Below are 16,787 nucleotides of genomic sequence, written 5' to 3'. Positions count from 1 at the left end.
TGGGCCTTGGTTCGTGTCGCCACGAACCAAAAAGAATTCAATTTAAACAGTTGCTTTTACTACTGTTATGCATCATCAATTTTTATGGAGTGAGTTCGCTTTATGCACAAAACCAAACCAGGAAAGACATTTTATTAAATTCAAACTGGCTCAGTATCGCCAACGAAAAAAACAGCGATGCTTTTGAGGGCTTTCAATTAGCCAGCTATAAAACCCTTGACTGGAAAAAAGTAAATGTTCCGCATAACTGGGATCAGTACGAAGGTTACCAACGGAAATTCCATGGCAATAAACATGGTTATGCCTGGTACCGCAAAACATTTAAAACCAATGAAAGTAAACAAGGAAAACGGTTTTTTCTATACTTTGAAGGTGTTGGTTCTTACGCAACGGTTTGGTTAAACGGTAAAAAAGTTGGTTATCATGCGGGCGGCAGAACAACTTTTACATTGGATGTAACTGCTGCAATTAAACTGAATAACCAAGAAAATACATTAGCTGTTCGGGCCGATCACCCTGCAAATATCCAGGATTTACCCTGGGTTGATGGCGGTTGTTCAACTGAACGAGGTTTTTCAGAAGGTTCGCAACCGATGGGTATTTTCCGTCCGGTTCATTTAATGGTAACCAACGAGCTTCATGTTGAACCCTTTGGTGTGCACATTTGGAACGATAATAAAATTTCAGAAAAGGCTGCGATTTTGAATCTGAGTACCACAGTTAAAAATTATAGCTTAAGGTCTAAAAATGTTTCCATAATCAACAGATTACTAGATCAAAGTGGGAAGCCGGTTAAAGAATTAAAGAAAACAACAACTGTTCCTGCTGGTAAAGAAATTCAGATCGATCAGCAGACTGATAAAATCGCTAATCCTAAACTTTGGTCATTAGAAAATCCATATCTCTATACTTTACAAACTACGGTAGTGGAGAACGGGAAAATTGTCGATGAACTGAAAACACCTTATGGTATCCGCTGGATTAGCTGGCCTATTGGTGATCAGGTTGCTCAGAAACAGTTTCTTTTAAATGGAAAACCTGTTTTCATTAACGGGATTGCAGAATATGAGCATTTAATTGGTCAGAGCCACGCTTTTAGTAACGAGCAGATCAGCTCGAGGGTTCGACAAATTAAAGCAGCAGGTTTTAATGCCTTCCGGGATGCACATCAACCACACAATTTATTGTATTCTGATTATTGGGATAAGGAAGGGATTTTATGCTGGACGCAGATGGCCGCACATATCTGGTACGATACGCCGGAATTCCGGAAGAATTTTAAATCACTTCTAACAGACTGGGTAAAAGAACGCAGGAACAGTCCGGCGGTAGTATTATGGGGTTTAGAAAACGAAAGTACTTTACCCGAAGATTTCGCGAAGGAATGTACCGAGTTGATTCGGAAATTAGATCCTACAGCTTCATCACAAAGAAAAGTAACCACCTGTAACGGCGGAAAAGGCACGGATTGGGATGTTCCCCAAAACTGGACCGGTACCTATGGCGGTAATCCTTTAACTTATGGCGAAGATTTACAACGTCAGGTTTTGGTTGGTGAATATGGTGCGTGGAGAACCATCGATCTTCATCACACAGATGCGAATGGTAAAGGTTACACGGAGAACAAAATGACCGATTTAATGGAAACTAAGGTGCGCCTGGCCGAATCGGTAAAGGATAAAACCGCAGGTCACTTTTTCTGGCTATACAGTTCACATGATAATCCGGGAAGGGTGCAGGGAGGAGAAGGATTGAGAGATCTCGATCGGGTAGGCCCTGTAAATTACAAAGGCATGTTTACGCCCTGGGAAGAACCTACAGATGTATTTTATATGTTCAGGGCAAATTATGCACCGAAACAAACTGAACCTATGGTGTACATTGTTTCGCATACCTGGCCAAACCGCTGGACGAAACCCGGCATTAAAGACAGTGTGGTGGTGTATTCCAATTGTGATGAAGTAGAGCTTTTTAACGATGTAAACGGTCAATCTTTAGGCCGAAGGAAACGTGATGTTATAGGCACACATTTCCAGTGGAACAAACCAGATATCCAATATAATATATTGTATGCCGTGGGTTATGTAAATGGGAAAGCTGTGGCCAAAGATCAAGTGGTATTACAGAATCTGCCTGAAAGTCCAAATTTTAATGTTTTAATTAAGGATAAACAATTAACAACTCCCGCTCAGGGCTATAATGATGTGTATCGCGTAAACTGTGGTGGTGGCGATTATACAGATGCCAACGGGCGTAAATGGTCGGCTGATAGGAATTTAACTTCACAGCATAATTTTGGCTCTACCTCATGGACAACAGATTTTAAGGATATTCCTGCTTTTTTTGCCAGTCAACGCCGCACCTTTCAACCCATTGCCGGTACCAAAGACTGGAAGCTTTTACAGACTTTCAGATATGGCAGAGATCAGTTGAAATATCATTTCCCGCTGCCTGACGGAGAATACCTGGTCGAACTTTATTTTATCGAGCCCTGGCTGGGTATAGGCGGAGGTTTTGATGCCAAAGCCATGCGCTTATTTGATGTGGCCTTTAACGGTAAAACTGTAATTAAAGATTTAGACATCTGGAAGGAAGCCGGAAGCAACTCTCTGTTGAAGAAAACAATCAAAACGACGGTTAAAGGTGGCTTTCTGGATATTAATTTCCCCGAAGTAAAAGCTGGTCAGGCGGTGATTTCAGCTATTGCCATTGCCAGTTTAAATCCAAATATTCATGCTGCACCGCCTAGTCAATCGCTTTTAACCAAAATCAAAAATGCGGAACTAAACAGCTGGCTGGATATTGGGGATGAACAGTTTAAAAATGAAAATTCGACCTTTACCGATCTGCCTTCTAATTTATATGGTGCAGAATGGTTAAAAGCATCACGGGCGCAGGAAAGTATCGAATTCACCGCTACGGATAGTGTCGACGCATTTATTGCTTTGACGATAAACAGCAGCATTCCCCAGGGATTCGAAGACACCAGGACCTCAATAAAAAACAGTAGGGATGAAAGCTTTAATCTCTATCGGAAAAGACTCCTTCCTAACGAAAGGATTATCTTCGATAATAGAACAGCCACTGTTTTTGTATTACCTGTTACGCATTTACAACCCGCATACGATTTAAAAACGACGACTTCCTATAAAGCGACAGATGGTATTTTGGCCGGTAAAGAAGTAATAAAAGCCATATTGATGGATAAACAGCGTGTTGTTTTTAATGCTGCTAATCAAGGTAGTTTAAGCTGGAAAATTTCAGTGGGCGTGGCCGATACCTATTCGTTAACCATCAAATACCATAATCCATCGGAGCAGCTTTTAAAAGGAAAACTGGAATTCTCCTCAGCTGACGGAACAGTGATGAAAACAGAAAGTGTTGAATTTGCACCAACCAAAGCGGGTAAATGGAACTACCTGAGCACCAATACCGGAAGCATGATTAATGCCGGAACTTATCAACTCAGATTGATTGCTACTGATGCTAAAGGCCTTGCAGTTGATGCTTTAGATGTTCAATAAGATAAGATGGTACAATATGTGGCCAAAATCTTATATTAATGTTGATATTTAGTCATGCATATTTGTTTTAACCAAATTAATAAACGAGCCAACAAAGAATGAAAGGACTTCCTGTAGTCGATCTTGCAATAATCTTCATTTATCTTGTTGGAATGATATTAGTTGGGGTTTATTTTTCGAGGAAAAATAAAAATTCCGAGCAATTTACAAAAGCTTCGGGCCTGATTCCCGGATGGGCGATAGGTTTATCTATTTATGCAACCTTTTTAAGCAGTAATACTTTTTTAGGCGTGCCGGGCAAGGCTTTCGGGAGCAATTGGAATGCATTTGTATTCAGCATTTCGATGCCTTTGGCAGCCTGGATCGCTTCGAAATACTTTGTTCCTTTTTACCGGAATACAGGCGAAATATCGGCCTATACCCATTTAGAAAAACGTTTTGGTGCATGGGCAAGGGTATATGCAGTAGTATGTTTCCTGTTAACACAGCTGGCCAGGATGGGATCGATATTTTTTGGAATTGCCCTGAGTTTGCAAGCACTTACCGGCTATTCGATGCAGATGATTATGATCGTAATGGGCATATGTATCATCGTTTATACCGTTTTAGGAGGAATTGAAGCGGTAATATGGACGGAAGTGGTACAGGCTGTCGTAAAAACTTTTGGCGCATTGCTTATTCTGTATTTAATTATTTCGAATATGCCGGGAGGGGTTTCGAAAATTGTGGAGATCGGGCAATCGGCCAATAAATTTAGTTTAGGTAGTTTTAAGCTGGATTTTGTTGGATCATCTTTTTGGGTGGTCTTGCTCTATGGATTTTTCATCAACCTGAACAATTTTGGGATGGACCAGAATTATATCCAGCGTTACCATACGGCATCCTCAAGTAAGGCAGCTTCAAAATCAATCTGGTTGTGCGTGTGGTTATATATTCCGGCATCATTGCTCTTTTTTATTATAGGATCTTGCTTGTATGCTTATTACGAAATTAATCCGGACCTGGTGCAGTCGATCAAACATCAGGTAGCGCTGGAGCGTTTGCCCTTACATGCCTCAGCTGCAGAAATATTAAAAGTGCAAAATGCCTTACAGCCGGCAGATTATGGGGATAAAATTATGCCGCACTTTATGGTCACTAAAATTCCAATTGGTTTGGTGGGGTTAATTGTATCGGCTATTTTATCGGCGGCCATGAGTACCATCAGTTCGGGAATGAATGCCTCAGCAACAGTGTTTTCGGTGGATATTTATAAACGGTATTTCAAACCGGGCATAACCGAAAAACAAAATTTATCACTGTTACATTTAGCCACCGTTGGCTTTGGTTTACTGGGTATGATTGCTGGCATAGCCATGATTGGCGTAAAAAGTATTTTAGATGTTTGGTGGGAATTATCAGGGATTTTTGCAGCAGGAATGCTGGGTTTATTTCTTCTGGGTATCATCAGTAGGCAAACTAAAAACCACGAAGCCATCACCGCAACAATAATCGGCATTGCCGTAATCATATGGATGACATTTTCTTCGCTTCTTCCTCCAGAATATGAAGTTTTTAGAAATCCATTGCATAAAAATATGATTATTGTGATCGGCACTTTAACTATTTTTTTAGCAGGACTTTTCCTGACGAAAATTAAAAACAAAAAGACTAAAACAGCCAATTAAACCCTTCTGGTTTTTCAGGCACTATAAAGAACAATTTACCATATCAGATTATAATGGAAAACTCACAAAAAGGGTTCATCCCGGTTATGCTTACGCCTTTTTTAAGCAACGGAAATATAGATTATCCCGCTCTTACTCAGCTTACTGAAATTTATTTACAGGCAGGATCATCGGGTTTATTTGCCAATTGTTTGTCGAGCGAAATGTTCGAATTGAGTGGTAAAGAGCGGATTCAGGCCATTAAACATGTGATAAAAGTGGTAGATGGGGCAGTGCCGGTAGTGGCTACCGGAACATTTGGCGGGGAAATAAGTAAACAGGCCGATTTTGTAAAAGAAGTAAGCGATGCAGGGGTAGAGGCTGTGATTGCCATTACCAGTTTGTTAGCTGATGAAAGTGAATCGGATGAGGTTTTTAATGATCGTGTTTTTGATCTGCTTCATCAAACGGATAAAATTCCCCTTGGATTTTATGAATGTCCGGTTCCCTATAAAAGAGTATTAAAACCGCAACAATTAGCCGATTTTGTGGCTACTGATCGCGTAATTTACCACAAAGATACCTGCCTTGACCTCGGGCAGATTAAAGAAAAACTTAAACTGACAGCAGGCAAGACTTTTGGGCTTTACGATGCCTATATCGTACATGCAGTAGAATCGTTAAAAGCGGGAGCTTCAGGTTTATCCTGCATTCAGGGGAATTATTTTCCGGAACTGATTGTCTGGCTTTGCGACCATTATAATGATGAAACTTTTAAAGATGAAGTGCAGGTGGTACAGCAGTTTTTAATCGACAATATGGATGTGATGCATAATGTGTATCCGGTAGTATCGAAATATTTCCTGCAAAAACGTGGTCTTAATATTTCGACCTTTACGCGCCGAAATGTAGGTTCCTTTACGCCAAGTGTAGTTAAAGAAGTAGAAACTTTGTTTGATGATTATACTTCGCTGCGCAATAATTTAAATATTAAGGTATTTATATAGTGGCGTAATCGTCATTTCGACCGAAGTGGAGAAATCTTTGTAAATAGATCTCTCCATTTCGCTGCGCTACAGTCGAGATGACGATAAATTATGTTCATTTCGTCACCTGAACTTGTTTAAGGATCTATTTTGCCAGACCTTATAGGTTTCAAGAACCTATAAGGTCTTGAAACCTAATTCAAATACTTTCTTTTATAATCCAAAGGTGTCATCCCTGTAACTTTTTTAAAGTGCCGGTAGAAATTAGATACGTTATTAAAACCACAATCAAAACAGATCATTTCGGTAGGCAGCTTGTTTTCAATTAAAAAACGACAAGCATGACTTACCCGAATCTCAATCAGAAAATCATAAAAGGTTTTCTTCGTCATCAGTTTAAAATACCTGCAGAAAGAAGTCACGCTTAAATTACTCAGCGATGCCACTTCTTCCAGTGTGATATCCTTTTTATAATTACTCAAGGTATAATTACAGATTTTATTAATGCGCAGTGTTTCAGACTCGTTGCTTTGGTAAAATGTATTTTTACTGGTTACAATAGTCGAATATTCATCTGTTTCGGCTAATGTTTTTAAAATAGAAAGCAGAATAATAATCCTGTCCAGATTTGTAGCATCAACCGCTGCCCGCATTAAATCAACCAGTTTATCTTTAGCTTTTCCCTTAATTACCATCCCGCTTTTAGCCTTTTCAAATAATTTAGGTATTAAATAAGCTTCGGGTAAAGTAAGCATATATTTCCCCAGGCAATCAGGCAGGAAATGAATCACCATGGCTTCGGTGGTAAGATCAGGGTTGTTTTGAAAATATTCATCTTTACAGCGCCAGGTATGTGGTAAGTTCTCTCCTAAAAGTACCATCTCATCTGGTACAAAATTACTGATGTTATCACCGATAAAACGAACACCTTCACCCTTGATTACATAATGCAATTCCAGCTCGGGATGGTAATGCCAGATATTCCCAAAATCAGGTTTAATATCATGACGGATACTAAAGGAACTTTGTAAAGTAATCGGAACTTTATGAAAATGAGGTTTCATGTTACTGATAAATATTTGGTTAGGACTGTGTTATCATATTTTGTAAATGGTACCACAGCGTGCTAAAGTTAACGAGTTTAATGATAACATCCTATATTAATTTGATAAAAACCATCAGAAAATAGTGTTTTTCATTGTTGAGTTTTGTATATAGCCGTAAAGGCATAACCCAAATATAAGCTAACAAATTATTTTTATATAAATTATTTGTTTATTAATAAATTATGAGACAAGGCAAACAAGGAGAAATTCTACTGGTTTCGAGCGGCGATTTACGGCTTTCGGCGAATCAAAACTGCTGGGCTGCCCAAGTTGAAATGGAGCGAAAATTAACTTTGGCTATCGAACAATTTGGCTGTAAAGTTAAACGTGCTCATCCTTATCATTCAACAAAAAAACATGGCTTTATCGATTCGCAAAGAATGGGAATGGATATCTTTAGAAATATTAATCCCGACCAGCCTTTAATTGTTGCAGAAAGTGTTTGGCAATACTCTCATCACGTATTAGCAGGGCTTAGCACGCATCGCGGACCGATATTAACAGTAGCCAACTGGAGCGGTCAATGGCCGGGTTTGGTAGGTATGTTAAATCTAAATGGTTGTTTAACCAAAGCGTCTATTCCTTACAGCACTTTATGGAGCGAAGATTTTACGGATGATTTTTTTACAGAGGGACTGCAACAGTGGTTATCAACGGGTAAAATCAGTTACGATCAGGGTCATGTAAAGAGTTTTGCACTCAGTAAAATTCCATTGAGCGATGATAAGATAGGAAGAACTTTTGCGAAAAGTTTAAAAGAGCGAAAAGTGATCATGGGCGTGTTTGATGAGGGCTGCATGGGTATGTACAATGCTATCATTCCCGACGAACTCTTGCACAAAACCGGTTTTTTTAAAGAACGATTGAGTCAGTCGGCATTATATGCTGATATGCTAGAGGTTAAGCAAGCCGAAGCTGAAGCCGTTTTAGACTGGCTTTTACAAAAAGGAATGACTTTCAACTGGGGAACTGATGAAGAAACCCAGCTAACAAAAAGGCAAACACTTGAACAATGCAAAATGTATATTGCGGCCTTAAGGATAGCTGATGATTTTAGCTGCGATACCATTGGGATTCAATATCAGCAGGGATTAAAAGATTTAACTGTCGCCAGCGATTTAGTAGAGGGTTTATTAAATAATGAAGACCGCCCGCCTGTATTTTCTGTTGACGGTAAAGAACTTTATGCCAAACGGGCTTTACCGCATTTTAACGAGGTAGACGAATGTGCCGGTTTAGATGCTTTGGTAACCTATAATCTTTGGAAAGAACTGGGAATGACCGGAGAAAACACACTTCACGATATCCGTTGGGGCGAATATTACAAAAATGAAGAGGTAGATGGTTTTGTTTGGTTATTTTTAATCTCCGGAGCAGCACCACCTGCACATTTTATTGATGGTTATACCGGAGCAAGCAGCGACAGACAGCCGGCCATGTATTTCCGTTTAGGCGGGGGATCGTTAAAAGGCGTTAGTAAACCAGGCTTTATTGTATGGAGCCGTGTATATATAATAAATAATGAAATACATTGCGATTTAGGTGTTGGAGAAGTAGTAGCTTTACCTGAAGCCGAAACCAAAAGGAGGTGGGAGGGCACCACTCCGGAATGGCCAATTATGCATGCCATTTTAAAAGGAGTTAGCCGCGATCAGTTAATGGCCAGGCATAAAGCCAACCACATTCAGGTGGTTTATACCAACTACGAAGCAGGAGCACACGAAGCTTGCCGGATTAAAGCCGCTGCCTTAGATGAGCTCGGTTTAAAAGTACATTTCTGTGGAGATGTAAACCTGACAAAAAAAAGAAATTCAATTTAAAATAATAAAAACATGAAATCATCAATTTTAGCTTTGCTGTTAACCTGCTTAAGTGTTACCGCAATTTTTGCCCAGAACAATGCAGTTGCCGATAAGGAAACTTATACTAAAATGATTACGGAGCGCTCAGCTAAAATTGTGGCCAATCTGGGCATTAGCGATGCGAAGAAAACAGAAAAGACAACGGTCATCATCAGGGATCAGTACAGCAATTTAAATGATATCTATGCTGCACGCGATGCCCGTGTTAAAGCCATCAAAGAGAAAAATAAAGACAATAAAGTAGTGCGCGATTCGGCACTTGCTAAAGATGCCCGCCTTGTAGAAACTTCGCTGGCTAAACTCCATAAAAAATACATTAGCAAACTTTCTGCACAACTGACTAATGAGCAGGTTGATTTAGTGAAAAACGGCATGACCTACAATGTACTGCCGATTACTTATAAAGCCTATCAGGAACAGATTTTAACTTTAACGGAAGACCAGAAAAAACAAATCCTAATCTGGTTAACCGAAGCAAGGGAACATGCCATGGATGCAGAATCATCAGATAAAAAACATGCCTGGTTTGGTAAATATAAAGGCAGAATAAACAATTACCTGTCGGCTGCCGGATACGATTTAAAGCAGGAAGGAATAGAGTGGGAGAAGCGCAGAAAAGCAAAAGCACAAGCAAATTAGTGATGCTGATGGAGCGTGTTTAAACGCTCCATTATTTTTTTTATTTTTTTATTCAAGAATATTTCATTTATATATGAATTTATACTTATATTGTAGTATGAATAAAATTACTAAATAGCTTATACCGAGATGGTTATTTTTGTCCTGGTAAGATGATACAATAACTGTTTGAATTTAGCTCGAAAAATGGATTTTATTTCACTATTACAAAGTTAAAATATACTTTCTAACCAATAATTTTTAATCAAAAAAAGAGAAATATGAGTCGCCACAAAGACAATTAAGGTGAGATAGATTTTTAAGTTAACGCTATCTAATTCTTTTGCCTAACTAGCAAGCTGTAAAAAGCAAACAAAAAACAAACCCATCCTTAACCGGAAACACTATTGATAAACTGTAGAAAGCAATTGCGATTACAGCTTATATATGCTAAATGAAATTAATCGTGCACGAGGCCTGGTTAATTTCAGATTAGATGTATTAGTAAAAAACTAACCAAATAACGAATATGAACTCAAAATTTTTACGAAAAACCTCATGGGTTTTAGTGCTCATGCTAATCACATGTACCGCTGTTTTTGCCCAACAAAAGCAGATCACCGGTAAAGTGGTCGACAAAAAAGACGGGCAGCCCCTTCCCGGTGTAACTGTTGGGATACGTGGTAAAACCAATAATGTAAGCACCAACGATAAAGGGGAGTTTGCATTGATCGCTGATCCTTCAACTGATGTACTGGTTTTTTCCTTCATTGGCTATATCAGACAGACCATTCCTTTAGCAGGAAAAACTAACATCACTGTAAACTTTGCAGAAGATAACACCGCATTAGATGATGTGGTGGTGATTGGTTACGGAACCAAGAAAAAATCAGAAATCCTGGGTGCGGTAGCAACCATTAGTGGTGCTGAAATTCAAGATGTTCCTGCACCTAACTTAGCAGGTGCATTACGAAATAGAATTGCGGGTGTTGGTGTGAGTCAATCGTCAGGTCGACCAGGTTCGCCAATTACTTTAAACATTAGAAATTCTACCACCACAACTGCCGCGGCGGGTACCACAGATGAGCCACTTTATGTTGTAGATAATATTACCGTAACAAGAGAAGCTTTCGATAATATAGATGCTTCTATGATTGAGAATTTAACCTTCTTAAAGGATGCTTCTGCTGCAATTTATGGTGCTGCCGGTGCTAAAGGGGTTATTTTGGTTACGACAAAAAAAGGCAGAATTGGCAAGCCAAGCATCACTTACAATGGTTATCTGGGCATTTCAGATGCGATCAAGGTGCCAAAAATGTTATCTGGATATGAGCATGCCTTATTATTAAATGATACATTTCGTTCTCAGGGTGCTGCAGCATCCGATTACTTCGCTCCGGAAGATTTAGAGTATATCAAAACGCTGGATTATAAAAGCTGGTATGATGAAGTATGGCAGGCGGCTACCACACAAAGACATAATATTGGTATTTCTGGTGGCAGTGATAAAATCACCTTTTTCGCAGGTGGAAGTTACCAGGGTGAAAATGGAAATTATGCTGGAATGAAGTTCAATAAATATTCATTCAGAAGTGGTGTAGTAGCAACTGTTGCAAACGGTTTAAAAGCGGATGTGAATTTTAACGTTGATTATGGCACGAAAGAACTACACCATAATGCCCAGGATAATGATGCTGCCTTTTTTGAAAGACTGATAACAGTTCCAAGATGGGTTCCAATTAGCATCGATGGAAAATTTGTTAATTACAATGTTAACGGAGTAAATTCTGCTAATATAAATCCATTAGCCATTTCTGAATCTGGTTATTACAATAATGGTTCAAATAAATCATACCGCATTAACGCCTCGTTAACTTACGAACCAACCTTTCTAAAAGGACTTGTCATTCGCGGGCAGGTTTCGCAATCAAGTGGATCTTCGAAGAATACCCAATATGTACCACCTTTCACGCTGTACAATTTTGTAAAAAGGGGGAATAACCAGGAATTGTTCACCAATCAGTTACCTACTGCTACTTCACCTACTTTTCAGCCAACCAGTGCAGCAAATTCTACTTTCACACCTGGTTTGACGGATAACAATAGCTATCAGTTTTTTCTAACACTGCAATACAATAAAACCATTGCGAAACACACTTTTAGTGTTTTAGCTGGTGCCGAGCAAAGTGAGGGTAATACACAAAATTCAGCTGTTCGTTATACCAATCAGTTAATACCGGGTGTAGATCAATTTTTTGCTTATGATATCAATACTTTAGTCGCATCAAACTTGGATCAAACAGCGGTTTCCAAACGCTCTGGTTTTGCCCGCTTTAGTTATGATTTTGATAAGAGATACCTGATTGAGGGTATTGCCCGTATTGATGCGTCATCTAACTTCGCTTTAGGGAATCGTTGGGGTGTATCGCCAAATATTGGAATTGGATGGGTGGTGAGTCAGGAAAAGTTCTTTAAAAACAGTAGTGCCCTTAGCTTCATTAATTTTCTGAAATTAAAAGCAAATGTTGGTATTACGGGAGACGACAGGGTTGGCGTTCGTTTATGGCAGGATAGATTCCAGATTGATGTAACCAATGGATATATTTATGGAACTTCGAATGGGAATAGTTTGAACCGTTCCCGTCTGGCTAATCCTGAAATCACCTGGGAGAAAAAAAGAACCATTAATGTGGGTTTAGAAACTTCAATGTTTAACAATAAATTAGATATTAGTATCGAAGCCTTCCAAAACTATACTTATGATGGTTTCGAACTGGGTGCAAATAATCAATATCCACTATATTTCGGTACACAGGCACAGGTATTAAACTACAGACAGCTTTATAACTGGGGTTCTGAATTTAGCATTGGCTATAAAGCAAAACTTGCAACAGACTGGAATCTTAGTGCAAGCATGAATTTCTCTTATGGTAACTCCGTTACAGACAGGATCTTGTATACACCAGGATTTTTGATTAACAATACCCTTCCTAACTTACAATTGTTCGGTACAGACCCACGCAAGTACAATAGTGGCAATTATGGTTTAACCAACCTGGGCATGTTCAGAACGCAGGGCGAAGTTGATGCCTGGATGGCGAAATATCCTAACTATAGGATTTATGATAGAATTCCACAACCTGGGTGGTTGTATTATGAAGATACCAATGCTGATGGTGTAATCTCTGACAGCGATTTATCGCCTTTGTATAACAATACGAATGCGTTCTTTTCTTCTGGTATTTCATTAAACCTGACTTACAAAAACTTCAGTTTAAACACGAATATCAATGCAAGATTTGGTGGTAAAATTTTCTACGATAGCAGGGCAAGAACAGCACCATCAAAAACCAGAAATACCTTGTCTATCTGGACAGATCGCTGGACATTAGAAAATCCAATGGAAGGTAAATATCCTAGGTTTGATGATCCTTCGTTAGGAATAAACTCTGATTTCTGGGCAGTTGACGGAACGATGATCCGGATCAATACCATGACTTTGAGTTATAAAGCACCTACTGCTTTTGCAAATAAATTAGGGATCGGCGGAGCCCGTATCCTACTAACCGGAAATAATCTTTGGACCATTGTAAATCCGCTGCCTTATAAAGATCCATACACTTCAAGTGCATGGGATTATCCAATGTTGAGGACGATATCTTTAGGATTAAGTGTTAACCTATAATTTTTTGAGCAATGATTAGTCAAATAAAAAACAATATAAAAAAAGCAGTAGCTATTTTAACTTTAGCTGCACTTTTGCCCGCTTGTGTAAATAAAGATGAGTTTTTCTTATTGCCAGATACAGGCGGTATCGATCAGACCATATGGGATAATGAAGGTTCTGTACAGCTACACCTTAACAGGGTATATGATGTAGCTATGTATCAATTTCCCTTACAACTCACTCCTGATCGTTATGGTGTTCACTATGCCAGTGATGAAAATTATTTTCCTGATGGAGATGCTAATGCAAAAATGGCACTTGGTCTACAGGGTATTCTGGGCAATAACGATGTGAGGTATACCGGCAATACTTATGGCGGTAACCCTGGCCAGAATAAGTACTGGGATATTGCGAGATGTAATGATGCCATTACCAATCTTCCAAACAGTACCATGTTAACCCAAAAGAAAAATGAATTGCTCGGACAGTATTATGCGCTAAGAGCGATAACTTATTTCGAATTGGTTAAAGTTTATGGTGGTGTTCCACTTCCATTAACACCGCAGGGAGCTGACACTATTTATGATGAAGGTAGAAGGCCGGCTAGAGAGTGTTTTGCGGCAATATTGAGCGATTTAAATAACGCCATTGTCTTGTTAGATGGTTTTGCGCCAGGCGACGCTGACGGCAGAGGTAAGATCACTAAACTGATTGCCACCTGTTTAAAAGCAAAAGTGTTATTCTATTGGGCTAGTCCACAATTTAATCCGCTAAATGATGCAAAACATCCTTATCAGGCATCAAGATGGACTGATGCTTTAGCTGCTAACAAAGAAGCTTATGATATGTGCGTTTCAGCAGGAAAAAAATTAATGCCAAATTATCTAGATATTTTCCGTGTAGAAAGTGGGAATACTGAAGCGATTTTAGTTAGGACCTATTCAAATACAGTACCTAACAGAGGGAATGGAACTGAACAGCGGGTTAGACCAACTTCAGAAGGTGGAAGTACCGGCTTTCCAAATACATACTTTATGCCAACTACAAAAATGTTGGATGCCTACCCAATGAAAGATGGAAAACCATTAAATACCTCAACAGCTTTTCCTTATGATGCAACCATGTTCTGGCAAAATAGAGACCCGAGATTTGAAGCTACTTTTGCTACAAACGGATCGGCATATCCTTTAAGCGGGAACGCGAATAGAAAACAGTGGACTTACAACCTGGCCGTTGGGGAAAGCAGTGGAGTTGCGGTATATGTAAAGCGCTTCTCTACACCAGCTTTAACCGCAAGTGCTTCTGCTTACAATAGCTCTGTTGGTGGCGGAAGTGGTATGGATTGGATTGAATTGAGATTTGCAGAGGTAATGTTAAATTATGCCGATTGTTTGAATGAAACCGGAAATATTGCAGGTGCAAAAGATTTAGTGAGACAAATTCGTATAAGAGCTGGAGTAGTGGCAGGTGATGCAGATTACGGACTCGCTTTGGCTGGAAGCACGCCACAGTTGCGTAACTTAATTCTTAACGAAAGACAAATTGAATTCGCTTTCGAGAACAAACGTAATTCAGATTTGAGAAGATCCCGCACCATGCATTTGTTAACCGGGAACATGTCTAAATTGGAAGTCCAGTTAGTAAACCCTCCGGTAGGATCAGACCAAAAAGATAAAAAAGTGTTAGAAGATCCAACAGTTCCTGGCGGTACAACCGCATTTAGAGAAACTTTAAATATTAATGATAAAGCAGTTTATACCAAGTATTTTAAAAATGTTGTCATAACAAACACAACGTATTTACCATATAATATTCCTGAATTTCATTACTTCTACACCTTCCATAATGATTTTGTGAGTTTTGGTAATAAAATTCTTCCAACCATTGGATGGGCTGGTGGTTCGTTTGACCCACTAGATTAGTACTTAAAGCATAAATGTTTCAGTTGATCTGACTAAAAATTAAAATAATGAAAACTAGATATATAAATAAGTTACTCATCGGGTTATGCTTGATTCTTTTCGCTTCTTGCAAAAAAGAATCGGCGAACATTTTTAACATGTTCGATGATGTTACCGTAACTTTCAACAATAGCGATCCTCGTTGCGTAACCGATTACAAAGTAATTAACGACAAAGAAGAGGTATGGATTGATTTCACTATAAACTCGGCTAACGAGGATATGTATTCGTATGTATTTGAGGTTTCTTCAGGTACGGTTCAGGCTACACGTTATACAATAGCCATTACCGATCCTACTAAACGCAGAAGTTTTTCAGCCGTGATTAAACTTCCAAATAACACGCTTTTTCCTGCAGCTGCACTTCGTGATGGCAAACAAAGCTTTCGTATTTGTGCGTTAAATGAAAAGGGTGTGTACATTGGCGACGGATACAAAAAAGTAACAGTTGAGGTAAATCCGAGTTTTATGATTTACGCCAACAGGGATATTTATTTACCAGATACGGTTGCGAAATCTCTACCAAGCTTTTTATCACTTACTGATGCTACAGGTTTTAGTTATACAAATGCATCAGCCAATGCCGGAAAGATAGATTTTGGTATATATAGAAAGCCAGGATCAAATTCTACAGTTCAGACGCCAACCTGGGTAGTTAATTTATATTCCCTAAGCGTAGCTACTAATCCATTAACCGTTTACGATATTAGCGGCTTTAGTCCTAAAAGAGCGACTAAATTTAGTCAGCCTGTTACCGGACAAGCCAATGCATTTCTCACTACGGCAATTTCTGGCTCATCTATAGAAACTTTAGCTAAAGCAAGGGCAATTACTTTTAATGAAACTACTCAAGTTCTTCCGGCTAATGGTTTAGCGCCAGGTAATGCGGTGTTTTTCCTTACTCCGGAGGGTAAATATGGGATGTTATATGTTAATGTAGTTACTGCCGACTTGCAGAAAAGGCCTTACATTAATGTGAGCATCAAAGTTCAGCGATAAAGTGTTTTGTTCGGCGGTTGGTACCGCCATATATTTGGTTTGAAGAAAAAGGGAGCAGCGATTGCTTCCTTTTCTATTTAAGCCCATCACATTAATGAGCAGGTAATGCCATGCAGATTGCTGTTCTACCCTTGAGAAAAAAGAATTGTTAATAGCTCATCAAATAACACTTATGTTCTGGTGTTGGAGGCAATCTAAAGTAATAAACAGCACCATTTTTATGATCAAATTCAAAGGGACACCACTTATGTCCCTTTTTCTTTTGTAAATATTTTTTTACCAAAGCTTTAAAATAAGCGTCTAAACAACGTTTTTAACTTAAAAATCAGCTAAAATACTCTATACAAATACTTTTTATTTAAATATTAAATTTATATATGAATTTAATATTTACCTTGTATATCAGTTATCGTAATCAA

Annotated in this window: 9 protein-coding genes; 8 read left to right on the top strand and 1 reads right to left on the bottom strand. The window is 38.9% G+C overall.

What is annotated here, in order from left to right; translation table 11 throughout:
* Nucleotides 1-50 precede the first annotated feature (50 nt).
* The 3 genes from AC07YT_RS01690 (at nt 51) to AC07YT_RS01680 (ending at nt 6,177) form a co-directional block, all read left to right on the top strand.
* Nucleotides 51-3,524 carry a malectin domain-containing carbohydrate-binding protein gene (locus tag AC07YT_RS01690; RefSeq protein WP_494945137.1) on the top strand — a complete coding sequence of 1,158 codons (3,474 nt, stop codon included), beginning with the start codon at nt 51-53 and terminating at the stop codon, nt 3,522-3,524.
* Nucleotides 3,525-3,622: 98 nt separating this feature from the next.
* Nucleotides 3,623-5,191: a sodium:solute symporter family protein gene (locus AC07YT_RS01685; protein ID WP_086546103.1), complete on the top strand. Its 1,569-nt coding sequence runs from the start codon at nt 3,623-3,625 to the stop codon at nt 5,189-5,191.
* A 53-nt stretch (nt 5,192-5,244) separates the two neighbouring features.
* The gene (locus AC07YT_RS01680; RefSeq protein WP_086546105.1) at nt 5,245-6,177 is read left to right on the top strand and encodes a dihydrodipicolinate synthase family protein; all 933 of its coding nucleotides are present in this window, start codon (nt 5,245-5,247) and stop codon (nt 6,175-6,177) included.
* Between the two features lie 173 nt (nt 6,178-6,350).
* On the opposite strand, the gene AC07YT_RS01675 is transcribed toward AC07YT_RS01680, so the two are convergent.
* Nucleotides 6,351-7,220: an AraC family transcriptional regulator gene (locus AC07YT_RS01675; RefSeq protein WP_025143623.1), complete on the bottom strand. Its 870-nt coding sequence runs from the start codon at nt 7,218-7,220 to the stop codon at nt 6,351-6,353.
* 224 nt (nt 7,221-7,444) lie between these two features.
* Between AC07YT_RS01675 and AC07YT_RS01670 the strand changes: the two genes are divergently transcribed.
* The 5 genes from AC07YT_RS01670 to AC07YT_RS01650 all read left to right on the top strand — a co-directional run bounded on the left by AC07YT_RS01670 (nt 7,445) and on the right by AC07YT_RS01650 (nt 16,368).
* On the top strand, nt 7,445-9,082 hold the full coding sequence (locus tag AC07YT_RS01670) for a fucose isomerase (RefSeq protein ID WP_086546106.1): 1,638 nt from the start codon (nt 7,445-7,447) through the stop codon (nt 9,080-9,082).
* A gap of 12 nt (nt 9,083-9,094) precedes the next feature.
* A complete protein-coding gene (locus AC07YT_RS01665; protein ID WP_086546108.1) occupies nt 9,095-9,763 on the top strand; it encodes a DUF3826 domain-containing protein in 669 nt (222 codons plus the stop codon).
* 508 nt (nt 9,764-10,271) lie between these two features.
* Nucleotides 10,272-13,427 carry a SusC/RagA family TonB-linked outer membrane protein gene (locus AC07YT_RS01660; RefSeq protein WP_086546110.1) on the top strand — a complete coding sequence of 1,052 codons (3,156 nt, stop codon included), beginning with the start codon at nt 10,272-10,274 and terminating at the stop codon, nt 13,425-13,427.
* An 11-nt stretch (nt 13,428-13,438) separates the two neighbouring features.
* Nucleotides 13,439-15,331, top strand: coding sequence for a RagB/SusD family nutrient uptake outer membrane protein (locus AC07YT_RS01655; RefSeq protein ID WP_086546112.1), 1,893 nt, complete (start codon nt 13,439-13,441; stop codon nt 15,329-15,331).
* Nucleotides 15,332-15,378: 47 nt separating this feature from the next.
* A complete protein-coding gene (locus AC07YT_RS01650; RefSeq protein ID WP_145954235.1) occupies nt 15,379-16,368 on the top strand; it encodes a hypothetical protein in 990 nt (329 codons plus the stop codon).
* Nucleotides 16,369-16,787 lie beyond the last annotated feature (419 nt).

It is taken from the genome of Pedobacter sp. GW460-11-11-14-TSB4, from assembly GCF_059423705.1.
Note: the sequence above shows the minus strand (reverse complement) of the source record. Positions and strands in the feature narration are given on the sequence as shown.